This window comes from Blastopirellula sp. SH421 (genome assembly GCF_057808535.1).
In genome coordinates this window covers 1,077,022-1,099,357 of the sequence record NZ_CM173712.1, presented here as the reverse complement: position 1 = coordinate 1,099,357, position 22,336 = coordinate 1,077,022, and the positions used below count along the sequence as shown (strand labels likewise).

At 55.6% G+C, this 22,336-nt stretch carries 20 protein-coding genes; 14 read left to right on the top strand and 6 right to left on the bottom strand.

Features of this window, described 5'->3' with window-relative positions; all coding sequences use genetic code 11:
- Positions 1-251 precede the first annotated feature (251 nt).
- From SH421x_RS04470 to SH421x_RS04425, 10 genes are all read left to right on the top strand, one after another.
- Positions 252-839 (top strand): DUF1559 family PulG-like putative transporter, encoded by a 588-nt coding sequence (locus SH421x_RS04470; RefSeq protein WP_488854196.1) that lies wholly within the window; start codon positions 252-254, stop codon positions 837-839.
- 411 nt (positions 840-1,250) lie between these two features.
- Positions 1,251-2,354, top strand: coding sequence for a glycine cleavage system aminomethyltransferase GcvT (gene gcvT, locus SH421x_RS04465; protein WP_488854195.1), 1,104 nt, complete (start codon positions 1,251-1,253; stop codon positions 2,352-2,354).
- A gap of 25 nt (positions 2,355-2,379) precedes the next feature.
- Positions 2,380-2,775, top strand: coding sequence for a glycine cleavage system protein GcvH (gcvH, locus tag SH421x_RS04460; protein WP_488854194.1), 396 nt, complete (start codon positions 2,380-2,382; stop codon positions 2,773-2,775).
- 139 nt (positions 2,776-2,914) lie between these two features.
- The gene (gene gcvPA / locus SH421x_RS04455; RefSeq protein ID WP_488854193.1) at positions 2,915-4,282 is read left to right on the top strand and encodes an aminomethyl-transferring glycine dehydrogenase subunit GcvPA; all 1,368 of its coding nucleotides are present in this window, start codon (positions 2,915-2,917) and stop codon (positions 4,280-4,282) included.
- Entirely contained in the window at positions 4,275-5,729 is a 1,455-nt protein-coding gene (gene gcvPB / locus SH421x_RS04450; protein ID WP_488854192.1) for an aminomethyl-transferring glycine dehydrogenase subunit GcvPB, read from the top strand. Before gcvPA ends, gcvPB begins: the two co-directional genes overlap by 8 nt.
- Before the next feature lie 9 nt (positions 5,730-5,738).
- Positions 5,739-6,476, top strand: coding sequence for a lipoate--protein ligase family protein (locus tag SH421x_RS04445; protein ID WP_488854191.1), 738 nt, complete (start codon positions 5,739-5,741; stop codon positions 6,474-6,476).
- A gap of 398 nt (positions 6,477-6,874) precedes the next feature.
- Positions 6,875-7,558, top strand: a complete 684-nt coding sequence (locus tag SH421x_RS04440; RefSeq protein ID WP_488854190.1) for an FHA domain-containing protein — start codon at positions 6,875-6,877, stop codon at positions 7,556-7,558.
- 220 nt (positions 7,559-7,778) lie between these two features.
- Positions 7,779-8,345: an RNA polymerase sigma factor gene (locus tag SH421x_RS04435; RefSeq protein WP_488854189.1), complete on the top strand. Its 567-nt coding sequence runs from the start codon at positions 7,779-7,781 to the stop codon at positions 8,343-8,345.
- Positions 8,326-9,096, top strand: coding sequence for a hypothetical protein (locus SH421x_RS04430; RefSeq protein WP_488854188.1), 771 nt, complete (start codon positions 8,326-8,328; stop codon positions 9,094-9,096). The genes SH421x_RS04435 and SH421x_RS04430 overlap by 20 nt, the downstream gene beginning before the upstream one ends.
- A gap of 141 nt (positions 9,097-9,237) precedes the next feature.
- Entirely contained in the window at positions 9,238-10,500 is a 1,263-nt protein-coding gene (locus tag SH421x_RS04425; RefSeq protein ID WP_488854187.1) for an outer membrane protein assembly factor BamB family protein, read from the top strand.
- A 69-nt stretch (positions 10,501-10,569) separates the two neighbouring features.
- On the opposite strand, the gene SH421x_RS04420 is transcribed toward SH421x_RS04425, so the two are convergent.
- The 3 genes from SH421x_RS04420 to SH421x_RS04410 are packed head-to-tail and all read right to left on the bottom strand — an operon-like array spanning position 10,570 to position 13,144.
- Positions 10,570-10,842 carry a DUF4404 family protein gene (locus SH421x_RS04420; RefSeq protein WP_488854186.1) on the bottom strand — a complete coding sequence of 91 codons (273 nt, stop codon included), beginning with the start codon at positions 10,840-10,842 and terminating at the stop codon, positions 10,570-10,572.
- A gap of 38 nt (positions 10,843-10,880) precedes the next feature.
- The gene (locus tag SH421x_RS04415) at positions 10,881-11,993 is read right to left on the bottom strand and encodes a trypsin-like peptidase domain-containing protein (RefSeq protein WP_488854185.1); all 1,113 of its coding nucleotides are present in this window, start codon (positions 11,991-11,993) and stop codon (positions 10,881-10,883) included.
- A 50-nt stretch (positions 11,994-12,043) separates the two neighbouring features.
- Positions 12,044-13,144, bottom strand: coding sequence for a S1C family serine protease (locus SH421x_RS04410; RefSeq protein ID WP_488854184.1), 1,101 nt, complete (start codon positions 13,142-13,144; stop codon positions 12,044-12,046).
- Between the two features lie 242 nt (positions 13,145-13,386).
- On the opposite strand from SH421x_RS04410, the gene SH421x_RS04405 reads away from it, so the two are divergent.
- The 4 genes from SH421x_RS04405 to SH421x_RS04390 all read left to right on the top strand — a co-directional run bounded on the left by SH421x_RS04405 (position 13,387) and on the right by SH421x_RS04390 (position 17,872).
- Entirely contained in the window at positions 13,387-14,265 is an 879-nt protein-coding gene (locus tag SH421x_RS04405; protein WP_488854183.1) for an SDR family oxidoreductase, read from the top strand.
- A 163-nt stretch (positions 14,266-14,428) separates the two neighbouring features.
- Complete coding sequence (locus SH421x_RS04400; RefSeq protein ID WP_488854182.1) at positions 14,429-15,643, top strand: argininosuccinate synthase; 1,215 nt, start codon at positions 14,429-14,431, stop codon at positions 15,641-15,643.
- Positions 15,644-15,831: 188 nt separating this feature from the next.
- Positions 15,832-16,935, top strand: a complete 1,104-nt coding sequence (locus SH421x_RS04395) for a serine hydrolase domain-containing protein (RefSeq protein WP_488854181.1) — start codon at positions 15,832-15,834, stop codon at positions 16,933-16,935.
- A 190-nt stretch (positions 16,936-17,125) separates the two neighbouring features.
- Positions 17,126-17,872 (top strand): SUKH-4 family immunity protein, encoded by a 747-nt coding sequence (locus tag SH421x_RS04390; RefSeq protein WP_488854180.1) that lies wholly within the window; start codon positions 17,126-17,128, stop codon positions 17,870-17,872.
- A 328-nt stretch (positions 17,873-18,200) separates the two neighbouring features.
- On the opposite strand, the gene SH421x_RS04385 is transcribed toward SH421x_RS04390, so the two are convergent.
- The 3 genes from SH421x_RS04385 to SH421x_RS04375 form a co-directional block, all read right to left on the bottom strand.
- Positions 18,201-19,409, bottom strand: coding sequence for a DUF6268 family outer membrane beta-barrel protein (locus SH421x_RS04385; protein WP_488854179.1), 1,209 nt, complete (start codon positions 19,407-19,409; stop codon positions 18,201-18,203).
- 253 nt (positions 19,410-19,662) lie between these two features.
- On the bottom strand, positions 19,663-20,382 hold the full coding sequence (locus SH421x_RS04380; RefSeq protein WP_488854178.1) for an SGNH/GDSL hydrolase family protein: 720 nt from the start codon (positions 20,380-20,382) through the stop codon (positions 19,663-19,665).
- A gap of 132 nt (positions 20,383-20,514) precedes the next feature.
- A complete protein-coding gene (locus tag SH421x_RS04375) occupies positions 20,515-22,251 on the bottom strand; it encodes a hypothetical protein (protein ID WP_488854177.1) in 1,737 nt (578 codons plus the stop codon).
- Positions 22,252-22,336: the final 85 nt, after the last annotated feature.

The window sequence follows — 22,336 nt, the reverse complement described above, 5'->3', positions numbered from 1 at the left end:
TGAATGCAGCATTTAGACCAGTACAATCGAGGGGCCCAGTCCCCGCTTCCAAACTGCCGCTCGAGAATTCAACCATGCGATTTCCTCTCGTTTGCCTACTCGGTTCACTTATCCTCTTTGCTGGATGCGACGCGGGAATGACGCAGTCCGTCAAGAAAACTGCTTCAGGCCCTGCTTCGGAGAGTCAAAGCTCTGGAGGATCACTATTCGGAACAAACAGCGAGGCCTTAAAGGATCAGACGATCGAACGGATGAAAGCGATCGTCGTCGCCAACCATCACTTTCATGATGCACACAAGAGCTTTCCTCCTGCCGACTTTCCCCGCGCGGCCGATGGCAAACCGCTCTTTTCGTGGCGCGTCTATGTGCTGCCGCAACTGGGTCAACAAGCGCTGTTTAACCAGTTTCATCTGGATGAACCGTGGGATAGCGAGCACAATTTGCAAGTTGCGGCACAGGTTCCACAAGCCTATGTTGATCCGGCTCGTCCTCTGACTGACCCGATGAAAACAACCTTCGTCGCTCCACAAGGCGAAAACACCGGCTACACCGGCGACGGCAAATCACTGCGTTTCTTTGATTTCACCGACGGGACGGTGAACACCATCCTCCTGCTCAATGTGGCGCCGGGCGACGCGGTGGTCTGGTCCAAACCCGAAGAATGGCAGTACGACCCAGCGAATCCATTTCGTGGACTTGATAACCAAAATTCGGCGGGCATCTTTGACACCGTCTGCTGCGACGGCAGCTACCGAGGCTACTCGGCAAAATCACTCGGCCCCGACAATATGCGACATCTATTAGAACGCAATGACGGCCAAATGATTATTGAGCGCTGATTTGAGATACAAGCGACATGAAACTGCGTCGCCGAACCGTCCTGCATAGCCGGCAGTGGTTTAGATTCTTCGCCAGATCTCCGCAGTATCGGTGATGATCTGCGGAGGTCCACTGCTCCACGGGATGCGCCTAAGTCAAAAAAGAACGGCAAACCACACCTCACTTCGCCCCTAGCACTGCTGGCGCAGTGGGTTACAATTTGCCAGTACTGTTGATCTTTCGCTAATTGGCATCTGAGCATTGTCGAGCGTCGCTCTCTTTGAGCGCGATGTTGGGCGCCCTTCCCTCTTGCGTCGCAAAACTGCGATTCAAGAGCGATCTGGCTGTGCGCAATCGGTGATTGCGACGCCAACCGCCTAGTTGCCTTGTATCCTGCAAAAACCACTGGTCCCAAACCACCCTGGAGCAAGATGACGCTCGCCAAAACGCCTCTTTATGATTGGCATCATGCCGCTGGCGGCCGCCTGGTCGATTTCGGCGGTTGGTCGATGCCGGTCCAGTACACTTCGATCATCGACGAGCACAACGCGACGCGCACTGCGGTCGGGATGTTCGACGTCTCGCACATGGCCCGCTTCCGCTTTGACGGGCCCGGCGCCGGCGATTTCCTCGACAAATTGCTCACTCGCAAAGCCTCGGTCGTGCCGATGGGCAAGATCCGTTACAGCCTGGTCTGTAATGACGAAGGGGGAATCCTCGACGACGTCCTGATCTACAATCTGGGCGAAGGGGATCACCAGTACTTTTGGCTTGTTGTAAACGCCGGAAATCGCCAAAAGATCGCGGCCTGGATAGAGAAGCAACTCCCCAGCGAAGGGGTCGTCTTTACGGACCATACCCTCGACACGGCGATGATCGCCGTGCAGGGCCCCAAGGCGATTGAAGTCGTACAACCGCTGTGCGATGTGCAAATCAACGACCTGAAATATTACTCCGGCGAGCTTGGCATTTTGTGCGGCGAACCGGCGCTGATCAGCCGAACCGGCTATACCGGCGAAGACGGAGTCGAAGTGACCGTGCCGGCTGCGGCGGCGATCGCGATTTGGGATCAGATCCTGACTGCCGCCAAACCGCTGGGCGGACTCCCTTGCGGCTTGGGCGCACGCGACACGCTGCGGCTTGAAGCGGCAATGCCGCTGTATGGGCACGAACTATCCGAGTCTATCGATCCGATCACGGCCGGGCTGTCGTTCGGCGTCTCGTTTGACCACGATTTTATCGGCAAAGATCGGCTCGAAGCGGTGCGTGATACCGCTCCGCAGATGGTTCGTGTTGGCTTCACGTGCGTTGATCGTCGCGTTCCGCGCGAACATTGCACCGTGCACATCGGCGACCAGCAAGTTGGCGAAGTAACTAGCGGGACTTTCTCGCCCACGTTGAACCAACCGATCGCCATGGGTTACGTTGATCCTAGTATTGCGGTCACCGGAACAGCGGTCGAAATTGACATTCGCGGAAAACGCGTCGCGGCCGTAGTCGCGCCGCTCCCTTTCTATTCACGACCTCGCACTTAAAAAACCCCTCCAGGAGACGCCCAACGTGGACCCTTCTCAACTGCTATACGCCAAGACGCATGAATGGGCCTTCATCGAAGACCAAAACGGCGGCAAAGTGGCGACTATCGGCATCAGCGCGTTCGCCATCGAAGCGTTGACCGACCTCGTTTATCTAGAACTGCCGAAAGTCGGCGCCCAGGTAAACGCCGGCCAACCGTTTGGTGAAATCGAATCGGTCAAAGCGGTCAGCGACGTTTATGCACCGGTCACCGGCGAAGTGATTGCGGTGAACGAAGAGTTGCCGAACAAACTGGAATCATTGAATGATGATCCTTACACCGGCGGATGGATCGCCAAGATTAAAATCACGGACGAAAGCGGCCTGGCCAACCTGATGGATCAGCCCGCCTACGAAAAGCAGTGCCAGGAAGAAGGCTAATCCCTTTGGAACGCAGCTTTATTGGTGCGGCACGGCTCTCAGATCCGTGCCGCACATCCCCCAATTTGGTTTGACGGAAGGTTAGTCCCTTTCCTAGAGGCGATCACGCAACGTCAAATATGGACCAACGCGAAAAGTTATGGCTTACCTATTTAACACTCCCCAAGAGCAGCAAGAAATGCTCGCCTCGATCGGCGCGGCTTCGATCGAAGAGTTGTTCGAGCAAATCCCGGCGTCCCTGCGTCTCGGTCGTCCTCTCGACCTGCCGCCGGCGATGGGTGAACTGGAACTAACCCAACACCTTTCCACGCTCGCGGCCAAAAACCAAGGCCCCGGAGCCAAGGTCTGCTTCTTAGGGGGCGGAAGCTACGATCACTTTATTCCCGCAGCAGTTGACGCCCTCGCGTCGCGCGGCGAGTTCTACACCTCCTACACTCCCTATCAGCCGGAAGTGTCGCAGGGGAACTTGCAAGCGATGTTCGAGTACCAGACGCTGATCTGTGAGCTGACCGGCTTGGACGTCTCCAACGCCAGCTTGTATGACGGCGGCAGCGCCATCGCCGAAGCGGTGATCATGAGCATGAACACCGTCCGTCGCCATGACAAAATCGTCGTCTTGGGAAGTGTCCATCCCGAGTATCGTCAGATTCTCGACACCTACTTTGGCCCGCTCGGGACCAAGATTGTGGTTGTTCCGACGCCTGACGGAACGGTCGATCCAGCCGCGGTAGCCGCCGTAGTCGATGACCAAACCGCTTGCGTCGTTGTTCAGTCCCCCAACTTCTTCGGTTCTCCCGAACAAGTTCAGGCCTTGGCCGACATCGCTCACGCCAAAGAGGCGCTGCTAGTTCAATCGTTTGATCCGCTCAGCCTGGGCGTGATCAAACGTCCCGGCGATTTAGGCGCCGACATCGCCGTGGCCGAAGGTCATTCGCTCGGCTCACCAATGCAGTACGGCGGTCCCTACTTGGGGATCATGGCCTGTCGCGAGCAGTTTGTCCGTCGCATGCCGGGCCGCATTTGCGGCGAGACCGTTGATCGCCGCGGCAAGCGCTGCTGGGTGCTGACCCTACAAACGCGCGAACAGCATATCCGCCGCGAAAAAGCGACCAGCAACATCTGCACCAACCAAGGGTTGTTCGCGTTGCGTGCTTCGATCTATCTCGCTTTGATGGGTCCGCATGGCTTGAAAGAAGTAGGCGAGTTGTGTGCTCGCAAGTCCCATTACGCCGCGACGCAGATCGCATCGCAGGAACGCTTTGAACTTGCTTTCTCGGCGCCGTTCTTCAAAGAGTTTGTCGTGCGTGATTTGCAAAACGACGTTGCTGGCGTCTTGGCTGAAGCGTCAGAAGCAGGCTTCTTTGCCGGGGTTGCGTTGGGAACCTGGTTCCCCGAATTGGCCGACTGTTTCCTGGTAACGGTGACCGAAAAGCGAACTCGCATCGAGATCGACGGTCTTGTGAAAACTTTGGCCCTGACTACCAATCGGACAACGATCCATGCGTAATACACGATCCACTCATCTGCTGACCGAGCTTTCGCAACCGGGTCGCCGCGCAGTGGTTTTGCCGAAGTGCGATGTCCCCGAAACGCCGCTCAGCGAGTTGCTGCCAGCCGACGTTTTATCCGACAATCCGCCAGCTCTGCCAGAGCTGGCCGAACCAGAGGTGGTGCGGCATTACACCAACCTGTCGACCCTCAACATGTCGGTCGATACGCATTACTACCCGCTCGGTTCTTGTACGATGAAGTACAACCCCAAGCGAAACGAGCGACTTGCCGGCCTGCCAGGCATCGTCGACCTGCATCCCTATCAGCCTGAGGATTCGATCCAAGGGATGCTGCAGTTACTGTTTGAACTGCAACAGTTTCTGACCGAAATCTCTGGATTGCCGGCGATCTCGCTGCAACCAGCGGCAGGCGCCCACGGCGAATGGACCGCGTTAATGTCGGCCGCGGCATACTTCCGCTCGATTGGCCAAGATCAACGCAAGTTGGTCCTCTCGCCGGATAGCTCGCACGGCACCAACCCGGCCAGTGCTCAGATGGCCGGGTTTACTGCGGTCACCGTTCGCACCGTTGACGGTGCGGTCGATATGGACGATTTGCGCAGCAAGCTGAACGACCAGGTCGCGGTCTTTATGATCACGAACCCCAGCACGCTCGGTTTGTTTGAGACGCAAATCGCCGAAATCGCCGACGTGGTTCACGCGGCTGGCGGCTTGATCTACCTGGATGGCGCCAACATGAACGCCGTACTGGGCATTTCTCGCCCCGGCGACATCGGCGCTGACATGATGCACTACAACCCGCACAAGACCTTCAGCGGCCCTCACGGTGGCGGTGGTCCCGGGGCAGGTCCGATTTGCGTTAGCGAGAAGATCGCGCCGTTCCTTCCTTCTCCGATCGTGGTGAAAGAAGGGGACAAGTATCGACTTGATTACGATCGTCCAGAGTCGATCGGGCGTGTCCGCACTTTCTTTGGCAATGTCGGCGTGCTGGTCCGAGCTTACTGCTACATCTTGTCGTATGGGCCGGATGGACTGAAAGCGGTTTCAGAAAATGCGGTGCTCAACGCCAACTATTTGCTGAGTAAGATCAAGCATTTCCTGCCGGTTCCGCACGGGCTCCGCTGCATGCACGAGTTTGTCGCTTCGGCGGCCAAGCTGAAGCAGGAAAAGGGAGTCACGGCGATGGACATCGCCAAGCGACTGCTCGACTATGGATTTCATGCTCCGACGGTCTATTTTCCCATGACGGTGCCGGAAGCGCTGATGATCGAGCCGACCGAAACGGAAAGCAAAGAGATGCTTGACTCCTTTGTCCAGACTCTCTTCCGCATTACCGAAGAGCCGGCCGATCTGCTGCATGAAGCGCCGCATACCACGCCGATCAGTCGACCGAACGAAGTTCAGGCAGCTCGGCAACCTTGCCTGCGGGCCGTGTGCGGCTAGGTCAGTCTCATGGCAGTTCGCCTGATTGAAACCGCCGCTCACCGCGGAAGCTGGAATATGGCGGTCGACGAATCCTTGCTTCAGTCGACCGCCGACAGCCTGACGCCGACGCTCCGCTTTTACCAGTGGAGCGAGCCGACGCTGTCACTGGGCTACTTCCAAAAGTACGCTGATCGCTGGACGCATGCCGAAAGCTGCAACACGGCATGTGTTCGCCGAGCATCAGGCGGCGGCGCCATCCTGCATGACCAAGAATTGACCTACAGCTACTGCGTGCCGACGTCTGACCCCCGCAGCGCGTTAGTAACCAGCCTGTTCGACCTGTTCCACGAAGCGTTGATTCGCACCCTGGCCCAACTGGGCGTAACGGCGACAATTCACGGCAACCCGCAGAAAAGCAGCGGCGATGCCCCTTTTCTCTGTTTCGAGCGCCGCAGCAGTGTCGACGTAATTATAGATGGCTACAAGGTTTGCGGCAGCGCACAGCGTCGCGGACGGGGAGCCGTGCTCCAACATGGCAGCATTTTACTGGTGCGATCAGAACATGCCCCCCAGCTACCCGGCATTTCCGATCTTTCCGGCACTCAACTCTCCCCCAAAGAGCTGCAAAATGTTTGGCTATCAGACCTTAGCAAGTCTTTGGCAATGAATTTTGAGATTGGAGAGCTAACCGCAGCCGAGACATCGGCGGCCGTGGAAATAGAAGCCGAGAGATTTGATGCGGAGCAATGGACAGAGAAAAAGTAGCCAATCGCCCCATTGGAAGACAAATCACCTTTGACCGCGGGTTAACGGCGGAGTACTATGATCCTGGCGAAGCGACCCTGGTTTTGCCGATACCTCAAAGAGAAGAAGACGATCCAAGGGAATGTGAAGTTTTCAAAATAGGAATCAAACCCCCTCAGATAGGTCATTTTTTCTAGCTATCGCCAGCATTACGCTAAATAGCTAATCACTTGCTTATACCTACTTATCATCCGGCAAGTGAAAATACCTATTCGTCCTGACGTTCGTCAGCGGTTGGTTTGATTTCGGTCAAGATATCTCTAAATCCTATTCGTGGTTTTGTTCCCAACTATTGCGACCTGTCATTATTTTGTTCAGAGATTTCCGGGGGCGGGACTAAAGCGAAGGAAGGATTGACGATGCAAGTAATGTTAAGGGTTGTTCGAGGGCCAAGTACCGGCAAGGAATTCAAGATTCCGGTCGATAGCTTTGTCATTGGGCGCGGCGATGGATGTCACCTGAAACCGAAAAGCGACATGATTAGTCGCAAACATTGCGAGCTACGCGTCGCCGACTCGAAGCTAGTAATTGAAGATTTCGGCAGCAAGAACGGCACCTTCGTCAACAACGAACCAATAAGCGGCACAGTCGAATTGAAAATGGGGGACGAACTTCGCGTTGGTCCGCTTGAATTCCTCGTGCTGATTGATCACTCGCTCGGCGCCGCCAAACGGCCCCGTGTGAACAGCGTCACCGAAGCGGCTACTCGCGTCGCCGAAGCGGGCCTAAACGACAACGATGTCGCCGGCTGGCTGGCCGAAGCGGATGAAGAAGATCGTCAGGACCGGCTGAGCAACCCTGAGGGTCGCCAGTTCCGGATCGACGAAACGGTCTCCGGCGAAGACTTCGACGAGAACATGGAGAAGCCCACCACCGACGAAGACGCCAGTTCCACGAAGGCGGGCTTCATGGGAATCTTCTCAGGCCGTAAGAAGCCCAAGAAAAAAGAGTTCGGCAAACTGCCGAAGATGGACAAAGACGAAGCGCAGAACAGCCGTGACGCGGCTCAGGAAACGCTTAAGAAAATGTTTGATCGACGTTAAACGTCCTCCGCTTCCACAATCTAAGTAGAAAAAAAGCCGGCTTTAAGTCGGCTTTTTTTTCGTTCAATCCGCCATAATAGGCGCAAGATACGCTTGCTCGCAGCGAAGCACGAACAGCCCAGGCCCGACCCCTGATCTCGGCGACAAATCGCGTGAAACTCTGGTCACTGGTCCCAAGTAAGCTTGACTGAACGGAAAACACCGCGGAAAGGTTTAGCCGTTGACCTCCGACATTAGCTTGTTGGTCGATCAATGTCGGGCGGGGGATAATTCCGCCATCCGGCAGTTCATCGATCTGTTTCGACACAAAGTGTACGCGCTCTGCTTCCGCATGGTCGGAGAGCACCACGAAGCCGAAGATATGGCCCAGGAGACCTTCGTGCGCGTGATCCGCAGTTTGCATCACTGGGATCGCGAGCGGCCGCTGGAGCCCTGGATTTTGACGATTGCCGGCAATCGCTGCCGGACCTTACTATCCAAACGAAAAAGGCGCCCCCAGGCCCACCCGATCGAAGAGCATGTCGCCGATCACCGACCTGACCTGCAGCCGGCCCAAGTTTTGGCCGAAGAAGTTCATTTGGCCCTGCAGCAAGTCCGGTCCGAATACCGACAAGCTTTTTTATTGTTTCATGAACATGAACTGAGTTATCTCGAAATCAGCGAGCAACTAGGAAGACCGCTGGGAACCATCAAAACTTGGGTACATCGAGCACGACGGGAGATGATTGCTCGACTTTCGCAACGAGGGGTCCTGGAAGGGCGTGAAAATGAAATACGTCGAGTTTGAAAGCCAACTGCAAGATCTGCTCGACGAGCGACGTCTGGGTGATGTCGGTCAACTGCTGGCGCATGTCGAGGCTGCAGATCGCCAGCGCTGCGAGCGATTGGTCGCCGCTTACGAAACTCTGCTAGATGGGCTTGATTCGTGGGACCACCCCAGTGGCGACACGGTTCTCGCCGATCGCGTCATTGATCAAGTTCAGGCACTTACCAAAATCGCTCCGGCCACGGCCGAACATCCCGTCGCTCATCCCTTTACCGCTGGCTGGCTGCCGCTCGCTGCATTATCGCTCGCCGCATCGCTACTGATTCTCGCAATAATCCCTTTCTCGTTTCGCCAAGAAAAAGCGGACCGTAACGGCGATTACGTCGCCACCACCAAACTTGCTCCTGACACTACCCCTGCGATAACGGACGATCCACTTGATCGACTTGACCAGGAAGACGCCCAGTACGTCGCTCTGGTCCGCTCGCCGTTTGCTTTACCATGGGAGCTGACCAGCGACCTGGTCGTCGTCTCGACGGCGCCTAGACTGCCGCTCGATTCTACCTCGCTGGCGGTCACTTCACTGGACGCAAGCCCTTGGATTGATACGGTTCAGCACCAATTTCGCCCTCTCACGCAATCCATGGGATCGGCGCTGATGGTGATCAAAGACGTGACCCTCCCCAATGCATCCTCCCGTAGCGATGACGCAGCCAAACCGCAAGCGCGTGGCGCTTCGCTTCCAATTTCACTGGGCCGCCGCATTACTTAATACGCTAGCTATTTAATTCTTACCGATTCCCTGGCTGAAATCATTCTGGATTTGCTAGCCAGACGCTGCACTGCGGGTTACATTGCGAGACGACCTCCTTGGTTTCCCGCCTGACCCATAGTCCCCTCCTGAGCGCCGTCGATGAGATCTTTTCACCTACTTCCGCTGGCGCTGTTCGCCGCTTTGCTAACCGTTGGGTCAACTCCAGCTGTTGGTGAAGAAGCCTGGTCGCGATTTCGTGGTCCCAACGGCAGTGGACTGGCCTCTGCGATAGATTTGCAGCTTCCCTATAGCGAAGCGGATGACCTTTGCTGGAAGACCAAGCTCCCCGGCGTCGGCAATTCGTCGCCGGTAGTGTGGGGCGACAACGTCTATCTGTTGAGCGGCGAAAAAGATGGCTCCATCGTCTATGCACTTTGTTTGAACGCCAATACTGGCAAGCTCCTCTGGAAAACCGAACTGGCGTCCAGCGGCTATTCGTTGCATTCCAAAAATACGTTCGCGTCGACGACGCCTGCGATCGACGCCCACTCGCTCTACATTACCTGGAGCGACGGACGGCAAACGACGATGGCCTCGCTGACGCACGCCGGCAAAGTCGAGTGGACCACGGATCTTGGCCCTTGGATCAGCCAGCACGGCTTTGGCGTCTCGCCGATGCTGTATGACGAGTTCGTGATCTTGCCGCTGATGCTACGAGCAGCGGACAAAAAGCAACCGGAAGGCCCAACAGAACAAAGCCGTTTGGTGGCGCTAAGTCGTTCGACCGGAAAAATCATCTGGGAAGCCCCCCGCGAAAGCGACGTCGCCGCTTATTCGGTTCCGTGCCTGTATAAAACGAAGGCGGGTCGCGACCTGCTGATCTGCAACAGCTCGGCCCACGGCATGGCGGCCCACGATCCCATGAACGGCGATCAGCTGTGGGCGAACCCTGCGTTTAAGATGCGTAGCGTATCTTCGCCGGTCGTGATTGACGGCGTCGCCTATGGCTCGTGTGGATCGGGCGGTGGTGGCAACTATGTGGTCGCCGTCGATCCCGAAACAGGCAAGACCATCTATCGCTTCGATCGTTCGGCCCCGTATGTGCCCAGCGCGGTTGGCAAAAATGGCTTGACCTATCTTTGGTACGACAAAGGAATCGTCTCTTGCATCCGCACCGCCGATGGCGAGAAAGTCTGGCAACAGCGGATCGGCGGCGATTACTCTGGCTCACCCATCCTTTGCGGCGATCGCTTGATCAATGTCAGCGAAGACGGCGAAGTGGTAATCCTGGCTGCAAGCGAAACGTTCGAAGAGCTCGCCCGATTCTCGCTCGGCGAAGGGAGCAAAGCGACGGCAGCCGCCGCTGCTGGCAAACTCTACATTCGCACCGACTCGCAGCTATTTTGCTTGGGCAAAAAATAGTACGCGATAGGGCGCAAAAAAAAGCGACGCAAAGCGTCGCTTTTAGGCGTTCTATTCAAGCGGCTCGCTTTAGATCCCCGCGTTTCCCAGAATATCGACCATGTTGCCGATGATTCGGGTTAGGCCGGGATGCGAGGTTTCGAAGTCTTGCGTCGCGCGATTGAGGTTATCGACCAACGAGGGATGTTGCAGCGCAGCAGGGTCGTCGTGATGCAGCGCCTCATGAATTTCTTCGATGGCGCCTTCCAGCAATCGACGCGTCTCTCCGTCAATCTCCTCAATTTCACGTAACTCAACCTGCAGTTCTTGCAGTTTCAGACGCAGTTGTTCCGCATCGGTCATGACGTCGATTTCCAAAGGCCTAATAGGGTATCAGCAAACTACAAAGCCGCCGCGTCTGTCGAGACGGTTTGCGGGGCTGCCTCTGATTTTAACCTCTGAACGACCTCTAACAAAATGCCAGAGGGAATTGCGTAGCTGGCGACTCGGCCCGCCCGAGCGATATTAAGCCCGACCACTTTGCCATCAAGATTGACGACCGGCCCACCGCAATCCTCGGGACGCAGGAAGGTGTCATGCTGGAAGACGGTCGGAAATCCGCTCCGACGCGAACTGAGCGGCCCCCCCAAATGATTCTGAAATTCGTGTCGAGCCATCCCTTCGGGACCTTCGACTCCCATAAAGCGATCTCCCAGCGTACACAGCACATCGACATTTCCATCGCCGCGCGAGATCGTCAGGCGTACAACATCGCCGGGCTGAAAGCCGCGAACCGATTTCTGCAGTTGGCTGGCCGTCTGGATGGCGATGTCATTGACCGAACGAATCAAGTCGCCTGCCAACAAACCCGACTTTTCGGCGGCGCTTTTTTCAAAGACCTGCATCACCCGGGCTTCGCTCACATCTTCGCCAACCCCCGGCAACCGTATGCCAAGGACGCCAAACTCACTTTGGATCGGACGAGCGGCTGAACTCATCACTCCGATCGCCAGCGGCTCTGCTTTGGGACAGGTCGTCGCCAGCAAGCTGCCGACCATTGGTTCGGCGTTAGACATTTCGATCGGATTCAGCCCTGACGCTTCGATCTTGATCAGCGCCACGTCAAACTTGCGATCCTGGGCTGCAATCGTCGCGGCGTAACTGTCGCCGTTCGAGAGACGGCAGACTAGTTTGTCTGAATCTTTATTCGCCAAAATTTGACTTGCTTTGGTGATGATCCAACCTTGCGAATCTACGACCCCGCCAAGGGCGACTCGCTCGTTATGGATTAACAGTTCAATGGTCGAATCATGCGGTTCGGCGACAACTTCACGAAAAGCGGCCATCACACGAACGTTGCTCCGTTCGTTGACCTTCTGCAGGAAGCGCGCCATCATTCCTTCGTGACGTTCTTGACCATGGGCCTGGCCGTGGGCGACTCCCCAGACCGAGATCGTCACGAGCAACGTTGCGATGCTCCAAATTGTCCGCTTGCGCGCGAGTTCCGCGATCATCGTTTATCCCTCAACTTGGACAAGAGTACAGCAAAGAAAAGCGCCTAGTCTTAACTGCCGACTTCACGAGCATCCCGAATCAGGATGTCGCTTAACGTCAGAGTTTGCTCCCCGCGCTGGACAATCATGTCAACTTGATCACCAGGGCTGGTCTGATCGACTAGCAGTTTCAATTCATCAAAAGTTTTGGTTTCGCGGCCATTAAACCGAACGATCCGATCCCCCACTTCGACCCCGGCTTTGGCCGCAGGCGAATTAGGCGTCACTTCGATCACGATCGGAGCCCGTTGGTCTTTATCACAACGAACGCCTAGCATCGGCCGCGTCCCAGGCAACTTGCCCCACACTTCGCCGTCCGACAAGCGTGCCCAATTATCAGAGTAAGCGTCGGACGGGACATGCATATTGGCGGTGATCCGATTGCCGATACGACTGTTGATCCCGATCACATCGCCGTCCATATCCAACAATGGACCGCCGCTATCTCCGCCGACCAACACGCAATCGGTCGCAACCACATCTTCGTAAGCAGCTAACACGCGCCCCAGTCGCAACACCGGCAACCGATCTTTGACGTAGCCGCCGGGATGCCCGGTGACCAAGACCCACTGACCTTCGCGCAGGTCGGCCGAATGGTCAATCTTCAGATGCTCGTATTTGCCGGGCGTGGTGATTTTCAACAGTCCTGAGTCAATACTGCGATCGGTCCCCAACGTGATTGCTTTTACTTTTTTTCCGTTGGGCAGCGTGATTACCGCCTCGCGATTGGGCTCACCAATCACATGACCGGCTGTCATCACATAACCATCTGAGGTGACGATCACTCCAGAACCTTGGGCTCCGCCGACGGCGACTCCCACGGTACAGGGAATCACTTTTTGAGCAACTTCCTGCACTCGTTTTTCGAGCGCTCGTAGTTCATTCAAACCGCTCGGCGCGTCGCCGGCCAACACTTCGGCAAAATGCGCGGTCTGGATCACAGCCGGCTCAACAGTCGCCGGTGCGACTGCGGCGATGGGTTCCGCTGTCTTCGTCTGACCAGCTTTGGTTGGGACGGTGGTCTGCCCTTGCGCGGCTTGACCAAGCGATAATCCGGTAACCAAGAACAGGAGGAGAAGAATAGGGAGGGGGCGTCTCGTCTGATGCGTCATAATCCTACGTTTCCGCGATCGAGAGATTGGGGCTCTGGTTGGGGACTTTTATTATAGGCGACAATCCCGGCAAATTCGAAGTAATTCGCACAACGCAATTTTGCAGAATTTTGCTCAAGTGCGCCGCACTATTCAGAATAGCCGGTACGTAAGTGATTTTGTAGTCGCTTGTTACAACCGGTCAAATCGTTAAGATCGACTAGGTCAAAGCAAACTACCAGCAGGTCCCAGAAAGATCTTCCATGAGCACGGGACATTCTCGTCGGCTGATTTTCGGTTGCGGCTACGTCGGCTTGCGAGTCGCCAATCAGTGGCGCAAACAAGGGGACGAAGTCTTTGCCGTAACGCGAAGCGCTGATACGGCTGCCCAATTCGCCGCTGGCGGACTGCAGCCGATCATTGCTGATGTGACCGACGAGGACTCGCTCGTCGACCTTCCTTCCGTGGATACCGTGCTGTTTGCGGTCGGATATGATCGCACAGCCGGTAAGCCGATCGAAGATGTCTACGCGGCGGGTCTCGCCAAAGTTCTGCAACATTTGCCCAGCGATTGTGGTCGGCTGATTTACGTCAGCTCGACCGGAGTCTTCGGCGACGCCGCTGGGCAAGTCGTCGATGAACAAACCCCATGCGATCCACAACGTTCCGGGGGGAAAGCATGTTTGGCCGCGGAAGAATTGTTACGATCCCACCCCATCTGGCAAGACAAACACGTTTCTCTTCGCCTGGCCGGCATTTATGGACCGGGCCGAATCCCGCGTGCGAAAGAAATAGCGGCCAAAATCGCGATTCCAGCTCCCGGTGAGGGCGCATTAAATCTCATTCATGTGGACGACGCCGCCGAGACAGTTTTGTTAGCCGCCGCGCATCCCTCCCCCCATTCGCTCTATATCATCAGCGATGGACATCCGGTGGAGCGAACCGAGTACTACGCCCAAATCGCCCGCAGTCTGAATGCGCCCGATCCAATCTACGAGCAGGCCGATCCCGCATCCCCAGCCGCGCTGCGCGCGGCGACCAACCGCCGCATGTCCAATCGCCTAGCGGTCGAACATCTGGGGCTGAAACCCAAGTACCCCGACTATCGAGCCGGCCTCGCGGCGATCTTAGGGGAGCCCTGAACCTTCAGGGGGCGATTTCCGCTCTCGGCTTTCCGCTTTTCTTCCCCCTTCCGCTCCCTTGTTCCGCGGGGGAAATCGGACCACAATGAACCCCTTCCTTGCAGGCCTGTCTTGCCGGCTGGGAACCATCACTTTCCTTGTTTCTGGTTGAACGGTTTCGCCAATGCCTAGCTGCGTACTTGCCTACTCTGGCGGTTTGGACACTTCGGTCATTTTGGGATGGCTGCAAGACGAAGGTTATGAAGTACACGCGGTGTACGTCGATCTGGGGCAACCCTGCGAAGACCGCCAAGCTATTTTGGAAAAGGCGAAGACCTGCGGCGCCAAATCGGCTCGGATTGTCGATGGGCAAGAGGAAATGTGCCGCGATTTTGCGTTCCCCATCGCGCAGTGGCAAGCCAAGTACGAGTCGATCTATCTGCTGGGCACGTCGATCGCGCGTCCGCTGATCTCGAAAATCTGTCTCCAAGTCGCTCGCGAAGTCGGCGCCGACGCCTACGTGCACGGAGCGACCGGCAAAGGGAACGATCAGTGCCGTTTTCAACTGGCGGCCGAAGCGCTTGACCCATCGGTCAAAATCATCGCTCCCTGGCGCCTAGAAAGATTCCGCCAACTCTTCCCCGGCCGCAATGCGATGATCAAGTATTGCGAAGAGAAAAATATCCCGGTCAAAGCCTCGATGGCCAAGCCGTACAGCTCGGACGAAAACTGCCTGCACATCAGCTACGAGGCCGGCAATCTAGAAGACCTGATGGTCAACGGCGTCGAAGCAGTCGACTTCGGCATGACCGTCTCGCCGCAGGAAGCTCCCGACCAAGTCGAGAACGTGAAGATCACCTTCGAGAAGGGTGTTCCGGTTACCGTCAACGGCGAGAAATGCTCACCGCTGCAAGTGGTGCTGAAGCTGAACGAGATCGGCGGCCGCAACGGCGTCGGTCGGATCGACATGGTCGAAAACCGCTTTGTCGGGATGAAGAGCCGCGGCGTGTACGAATCGCCCGGCATGACGATCCTGTACGACGCGCTGCTGGTGCTCGAGCAACTGACGGTCGATCGCGACTTGATCCACCTGCGTGATCAGTTGGCCCCGGTCGTCGCCGAGATGGTTTACTACGGCTTCTGGTATGCACCGAAGATGGACGCGCTGCTCGCCTTCGGCAAAGAAGCGATGAAGCATGTCACCGGCGAAGTAAGCCTGAACTTGTACAAGGGGAACGTCATGGTCGACGGCCGCTCCAGCAAGAACAGCCTGTACGACGAAGGGATCGCAACCATGGAAGGTGGCGGCAGCTACGATCAAACCGACGCCGAAGGGTTCCTGCGAATCCAAGGTCTGCCGTCACGCGTGCAAGGACGCGTTACGCCGCGAGCTTACTAAGCTGCTGCGACGATCAGCAATATTTCCCACAAGACGCCAGACCGGCGTCTTGTGGCGTTTCTTGAAGAGTAGAAGTCATGCTCTTTCCACGAAGACGCGGTAAAAGCATGGCGCCGAGCGATTGGCGAGGCGATACTGAGGTTCGTCCCGTTCTGATTCTCACCACTGCGACGATTCCGAGCCCTATCATGCATCGACGACCACCCATCCTGCTGCTGACGCTACTATCTCTCTGCCTATCCAGTGTCACGCTCGCCCAGGAAAAAACCTCACCGCAAACAGCACTGCCGCGCAGCACGCCAGAGGCCGAAGGGGTTTCTTCCCAGGGCATTCAACAGTTTATCGAAGCGGCCGATAAGCAGATTAACTCGATGCACAGCTTTATCCTGGTCCGGCATGGCAAAGTGATTGCCGAAGCCTATTGGGCGCCAGAGTCGGCCGACAAGCCGCATGTGCTGTGGTCGCTGAGCAAGAGCTTTACGTCGACCGCTGTTGGTCTAGCGGTTGCGGATGGCAAGCTGAGCTTGGACGATCACGTTTTGAAGTTTTTCCCTGACTTAGCGCCGGAAGATCCTTCCGAAAATCTCCAGGCAATGCGCGTCCGCGATCTGTTGACGATGAATGCCGGTCATCAAGACGAACTGAATTGGCGCGAAGCTCCGCACTGGGCGAAAGCGTTTCTCGCTCATCCGGTGCCGCACAAGCCCGGCACGCACTTTCGTTACAACACGCCGGCGACTTACATGCTCTCGGTGATCGTGCAAAAGGTGACCGGTGAGACGGTACTAGAATATCTGACGCCGCGTCTGTTTGCGCCGCTAGGAATAAAGACTCCGGTTTGGGATCAGAGCCCGCAGGGGAGCTCGATCGGTGGCTACGGTCTGTATCTGACTACCGAAGACATCGCCAAGTTTGGCCAGCTTTATTTGCAACAGGGCAAATGGAACGGCAAGCAGATCTTGCCGGCCGAGTGGGTTGCGATGGCGACTTCTAAGCAAGTCCCCAACGGCGACAATCCCCAGAGCGATTGGAACCAAGGTTACGGCTTCCAGTTCTGGCGCTGCCGTCACAATGCGTTTCGCGGCGATGGCAAAGATGGCCAGTTTTGCATTGTCATGCCCGATCAGGATGTGGTTGTCGCGATCACGGCCAACACCAGCGACATGCAGGCCGAACTAAACGTCGTGTGGGACAAGCTATTGCCGGCGCTCCACGACGCATCGCTACCGGCCGATGCAAAAGCGCAAGCCGACTTGCAAGCGACGATCGCTAAGTTGAAAGCTCGCCGTTGAGCTTGCTCACATGGCAATTTTCAGCCGATTATTTCCGTTACTGAATTTGGATCCCGGCTATTTGCAAAGTGGTGATCGTAATTTGCACGCACGGATCGATCCCTTTTTCTGGATGATTATTGCCTCGCTTGAGGTACGATAAAGAGTTCCTCTCTAGCAACGCGTGTCATTCGCAAAACCGGAGTCCTTGATGGCGGAAATGGATCTCTCGAGCATCTCAGCGCTGCCCGTCGAAGAACGCATCAAACTGGCCCAAGCGATCTGGGACACGATTCCCGTCGCAGAAGTTACGCAGCAGCGTCCAGAGGATTCTGCTGCGCTTCGGCCCAAAGATGCGTGGAGAATTTCTGCGTTCTCGCCAGAATCTTGGCTTTCGCTTTTTGGCTCAAATCAACTGACTTATTTACACCCTGCCGATGATCAACTACGCAGCGATGCCCAAGGATTTTTGCAAACCTGCGGGCTCCCTCATGTTGTTCGCTTTGACGGCAAGCTTCGCTGCGAGATCTCATTTGCTCCGCTTACGAAGCCAATTGTCGGATATAACTCTCTGATCGGCTGGGGGATCTTCTTTGATTCAGAACTGGATGCGCGACTGAGTGAGCAATTGGTAATCGGCCAAGAAGATCACGGCGGCAGCGTCGCTTCCATCTGCGTAGAGCGAACCACCGGGATCGTCAGCCGCTTGGATATTGCGAACACTCCCCAGCAGACATTGGTCAACTCTAGCGTCTTGCAATTTGGCCAATCGCTGCAAGTCGCCATTCAGTGGTCGGAAGAGGGCGAATCCCTTGGCGGCATTAGCGCCGAAAACCGATCCCAGCTAGAACAGCGATTGCGAGCCATCGACCCAGTTGCGCTGGCCAACTCCGAACATTATTGGCCCAAGTTGATTGCGACGATCGACCATCGACACGGCATGTGGAAACTTGCTTGAGGCTTTTAAATTGCGACATTTGGCAATTTATGAAGAATGGAACGCGGAGGACACGGATAAATCACGGAATACACGGTAAGCAAGAAACATTAGGACGGAAAGATTGTCCGATTCGGCGAAACTTTCGCTGCCATTTAGAATTGAAAGCTCGCCGCGTGGTGGATACTTCTTTCTTACCGTGTAATTCCGTGCTTCTTTCCGTGGCATCCGTGTTCTATGAATTACGCTGCCGCCAAATAACTCAACTTCAAAACCTGCGTTCCGGTTAGTTGCCTTTTTTCTCTTGATCCGTCACCGTGCAAGCGAGAGTGAATGTCTCGGTTGCTGGCTAGCGAGTCCAGCTGATTGATAAAGAGAGCATCGCACCAGGTTCGATGCCGATTTCATCACGGCGATCGTCGGTAAAACCTTCTGCCTGAAAGATCTGTCGATCGAATAAATATGCGCCAGATAGGTCGGCCGAGAAACCGTAGGCGAGCTCTTGCCGTAGACCAACCGTTAGTCGCTGATCAAAAATATAGAACCGCTCATCGTTGTTGGGACGACCTGACAACAAATAGATCTCGTTGTTGATCGAGTAGCCGCCGTACATCGTCAGTCGACTGCCCAACTGTTGCTCTAACAGCAAATTGACGTTGGTAAGCGGCGTGTAGGTGAAAGAGAGGGTCCGTCGCTCGGTTGGTCGATAGGTTAGCGAGAACGGCACGCCGATGTTCATCTCGAATTGCTCGTTCGGCCGCCAGACATAAGCGATACCGGGGATCGGAAATTGAATCTGTCCTGTGGGGGAGTAAAACAAGCTGAGATTCCAGGAGTCACGCTCGTTGTACCAGGGGATATTTAAAAAGGCCATCGCCGAAAGAGTCATGTCGTTGATGTCATCAAACGGCTGATCACTGGCGGTTCCGATGCTCAGCAGCCCGCCGGTCTTCCAACCATTGGCCAGATCACGCATATGCAAGACGCCAAAGTTGATCTGCCACAGTTCATCAGGCATCGCTTGCCCAGAATCAGGCAAGATGGCGTTCGATCCAATCTCTAGTCGATCAAAGCTGGTCGTAGCGATCCACAAACGCCCCTCTTGCATCGAGATGGGCGCGGCGAAAGAACCGCCATAGCCGTTGAGCGTGAGGTCGCCTGGTTGCGTGCTGAGATTTTGCTGCGGTGACCAATAGCTATAGAGCTTGACCGGAGGTTTGTTTTTTCCCCCCAGAGCGCCTTTTTTCGCAGGCTTCTCTACTGCGCCGTCTTCCACAAAGCGCATTTCTTCTTGAAAGAATTCGGTCTGCGGATCGTCTACGTAGGGATAGCCCGCCTCTTCGAAGGGGGGCGAAGCTTGATTCGACGGCGACCACGGGACATATTCGACCGGCGGCCTCGCTTCAAGCGCGGCGTCAAAATCCGGAACACGATCTGAAGGAGAAGCCTGAGGCGGCTGATAACCTGATTCCGATGGCAGATCGTACGTCTGCGCAGCGGCAATCCCCGAGCCACCACAGGCACAGACCGCTAGCACCACGATGAGCCATCGATTCATATTGGCCGAGCATCCCTTCTCGTTTTTGACGCGCAATGCGGACAGTACTGGATACTGCAGTTGGCGTCAAAGGGTTTCGCGTACTGATTCTGCTCAGTTTCTACCCATTCATCCCAAAATGACCACCAAAATGGTTGGACGACGTACGGAATGCCCGGCGAGCAACTTTTGCAGTTGCGCTACTTAGCAATTTCTGATGAATGGAACATGGACGCCACCGAAAGAGAGTCGGAAGCGACGGATCATCTGCCGACTACTGCTTCGGCAGCGCCTTTTGAATCACTTCAGCCACATGCTTGCCGAGCGCTTGATTGGCGACCGCGTTAAAATGGACGTTCCCCTTACTGCTCTTCCATTTATCTTGGTTCGGTTTGACCAAGGTCCACATATCGTCGACGATCACGTCGGGATGATTCTTTAGCACCAACAACGCGGCGTTGTTGTACTTGGCGGCGTAGCCAGGGATGCGGCCGTTCGAACCTTCGACCGGAACCGGCGTGGTGTTGCGCCAGATCAGTTTGGCGCCTGTCTGCTCTAACCGCGTCACCAGCTTCTCTAGGTTCAGCATGTATTGATCGACCGGCACTTGCATGTGCGACAGCGGATCGCGGATATCGGCAATCCCCTGGCTATCGCCTTTGACATGCTTCAGATCGTGCAGACCCCAATTGAAGTGAATCACGTCCCACTTGCCGTCGCCCAGCCACTGGTCGATATGCTCCAGTCCTTGCTTGGTCGACGAGCAGTTGGTCGGAGGACGATGAACGTTGGCGATCCCTTTCAAATAGTCGCGAACTTGCAGCGTGTAAGCGATCGAAATCGAATCCCCGATCAGCAGCACCCGCGGCAAACCAGGAACATCTTCGATCTGCTCATACGGATCACGCGCGGCTTTTTTCGTATCGGCAAACAGCGGAGCGGCGAGACCAGCGACGAGCAAGAAGAGGAGAGAGCGGGAAAAAAGGGAAGGCATGAGTAGCTCCAGGGTGAGAAGAATTTGGCGGGATCGAGGACTCTATTGTGATCGACGACACGATGCGATGCGACCCTGATTGAACTGAAAAATCGAAAGTCCGTGATAAGAGGAAGACTAAAAGGTAGCTTGCTATCTAGCCGCCGGAGTTGGTTCCGCTTCCTCTAATTCCCACTCTTCTTCCCAAGTAGGTTCGAAGTCGTCAATTTCCCGTCCGTATCTCCTTTCCCTTGCAATTACATCGTTTACCGGCAGTTCAAATTCACGCATCGGTACTCGGACAGCCAGATCATAGTCGTCGGTTCGGATTGGATCGGATAAAGGAACCCATTCCCCTTGGTAGATTTTCCTGTAAGGATCATTCCCACCGTTATCAGTGTGGTCACGGTAAACGCTATAGAGCAAGAATCCATCGCCGCGACACTCATAAACCAACGCTTGATTTCGGTAAGGATCGAGTAGCAAGGACGGATCGATGCGATCACTGATTTCCACCAGCGTTGCGGGGTAACCGCCATGCTCTTGCCGATAACCTTCTAGGGCAAGAGAAACATGCAAGAAATTATGTTGAGCGTGCCATCGGAACTCCACATCAAAAATTTGTCGCGTGCCTGCTAACATATCACGGGCCATCACATCGCCTAGCATTTCGCCTCGAGCAACCTGGTCCAAGCCGCCGTTCAGAGCCAACTCGGAATCCGTAATCTGATAGACCCTGGCGGTCAGATCATCGTCCACTCCATCGATCGCCGCATTCCGACCGCGGCCTATCGGCATTGTGCGTGCGGTGACGACGAATCGGTCGCACCAATAATTGACTCGCTCGAGGAACCTGTTGCGATCATAGGGCAAACGAAACCAGACGCGTGCCGGAGCATAACACATGCAACAATTAAGGTAATCTTCTTCTCCAGATGCGATCAGCGTCCCAATTGCGAGAGCCGCATATCGCTCTGTCGTGTCCACCACATCGGCGAAGCTTCGCAGCGGCGGCAGTGATGTGTAAGTAGTTTCGATCTCTGCGAGCAACCCAGCATCGCATTGTCCACTCGCAACTAGTTGCTGCGTCGCGTCAATCGCCTGATCGCGTACAGTTCCCTGCGTTAGCAGGCCAACCGCTGAGGGGCAAGCATGTTGAAGTCCTGACAACTTGAACATCGTCTTGATATCGCGCCATGCGAGCTCTACATCCTTCTCCCCCAGCCGCATCATAGCGCGAACCGCAAGACAATCCGATGCGGTATGCAACAGTTGAGTATGAACTTCTGTGGAGAGCATCGACGTGCCGTACTCATCACCCCAAGGCGACGGGAAATAAAACTGCGTACAATCGTTGATCGCCTGTAACCGATCCATCGCCTTGCTGTTTCGATCAACCCAATCCGCCAGCAGCGGAAATTGAGCACGCCGCCATGGTGAAAACTTCGCTGCATCAATCGCCGCTGTGGCATTAGAAAAGTTTTCACTGCGAAATTTGTCCGAAACGCTGGCTTGCTGCAACAGCCAAGTTTCCACTACTTCGAGAAATTCGCTGTCATAGAGATATTCGATCTCTGCTTCCGTCGGATGCTCAATGCCAATCTGCTGAGAGATTTTTCGTCCATTTTCATCGGGCCATTCAGTCAGTCCCATGGCTCTCACCAGCGGAATCGCCGCATTCTGCTCAGGGACAATCCCGTGACTGCGTTCTCGACGGACCGCTTCGAAATAGTCGACGCGTCCCTGCTTGTCGAGCGGCCCGAGGAGATAAGTAGTCTCGCGAGAGACTTTGATCGGCGAGCTCGGTCCTAGCGCAACCCAACCGATGATCGTCAGCAGCGACAAGATTCCGCCGCCGCAGATTAACCAATAGGTCTTACGTTTGTTCATGGCGATCCGAGCCTAGAACCGGGTAAAGAAGTGTCGTCCGGTTGATTCTAGGAAGAAGCAGCACTGCGTGCTCGGATTTGGCAAA

Excerpts from the sequence above, each read along its gene's own strand:
- SH421x_RS04470 (WP_488854196.1), top strand. The coding sequence starts at position 252 with ATGAAAGCGATCGTCGTCGCCAACCATCACTTTCATGATGCACACAAG.
- gcvT (WP_488854195.1), top strand. The coding sequence starts at position 1,251 with ATGACGCTCGCCAAAACGCCTCTTTATGATTGGCATCATGCCGCTGGC.
- gcvPA (WP_488854193.1), top strand. The coding sequence starts at position 2,915 with ATGGCTTACCTATTTAACACTCCCCAAGAGCAGCAAGAAATGCTCGCC.
- gcvPB (WP_488854192.1), top strand. The coding sequence starts at position 4,275 with ATGCGTAATACACGATCCACTCATCTGCTGACCGAGCTTTCGCAACCG.
- SH421x_RS04445 (WP_488854191.1), top strand. The coding sequence starts at position 5,739 with ATGGCAGTTCGCCTGATTGAAACCGCCGCTCACCGCGGAAGCTGGAAT.
- SH421x_RS04440 (WP_488854190.1), top strand. The coding sequence starts at position 6,875 with ATGCAAGTAATGTTAAGGGTTGTTCGAGGGCCAAGTACCGGCAAGGAA.
- SH421x_RS04430 (WP_488854188.1), top strand. The coding sequence starts at position 8,326 with ATGAAATACGTCGAGTTTGAAAGCCAACTGCAAGATCTGCTCGACGAG.
- SH421x_RS04425 (WP_488854187.1), top strand. The coding sequence starts at position 9,238 with ATGAGATCTTTTCACCTACTTCCGCTGGCGCTGTTCGCCGCTTTGCTA.
- SH421x_RS04420 (WP_488854186.1), bottom strand. The coding sequence starts at position 10,842 with ATGACCGATGCGGAACAACTGCGTCTGAAACTGCAAGAACTGCAGGTT.
- SH421x_RS04415 (WP_488854185.1), bottom strand. The coding sequence starts at position 11,993 with ATGATCGCGGAACTCGCGCGCAAGCGGACAATTTGGAGCATCGCAACG.
- SH421x_RS04410 (WP_488854184.1), bottom strand. The coding sequence starts at position 13,144 with ATGACGCATCAGACGAGACGCCCCCTCCCTATTCTTCTCCTCCTGTTC.
- SH421x_RS04405 (WP_488854183.1), top strand. The coding sequence starts at position 13,387 with ATGAGCACGGGACATTCTCGTCGGCTGATTTTCGGTTGCGGCTACGTC.
- SH421x_RS04400 (WP_488854182.1), top strand. The coding sequence starts at position 14,429 with ATGCCTAGCTGCGTACTTGCCTACTCTGGCGGTTTGGACACTTCGGTC.
- SH421x_RS04395 (WP_488854181.1), top strand. The coding sequence starts at position 15,832 with ATGCATCGACGACCACCCATCCTGCTGCTGACGCTACTATCTCTCTGC.
- SH421x_RS04390 (WP_488854180.1), top strand. The coding sequence starts at position 17,126 with ATGGCGGAAATGGATCTCTCGAGCATCTCAGCGCTGCCCGTCGAAGAA.
- SH421x_RS04385 (WP_488854179.1), bottom strand. The coding sequence starts at position 19,409 with ATGAATCGATGGCTCATCGTGGTGCTAGCGGTCTGTGCCTGTGGTGGC.
- SH421x_RS04380 (WP_488854178.1), bottom strand. The coding sequence starts at position 20,382 with ATGCCTTCCCTTTTTTCCCGCTCTCTCCTCTTCTTGCTCGTCGCTGGT.
- SH421x_RS04375 (WP_488854177.1), bottom strand. The coding sequence starts at position 22,251 with ATGAACAAACGTAAGACCTATTGGTTAATCTGCGGCGGCGGAATCTTG.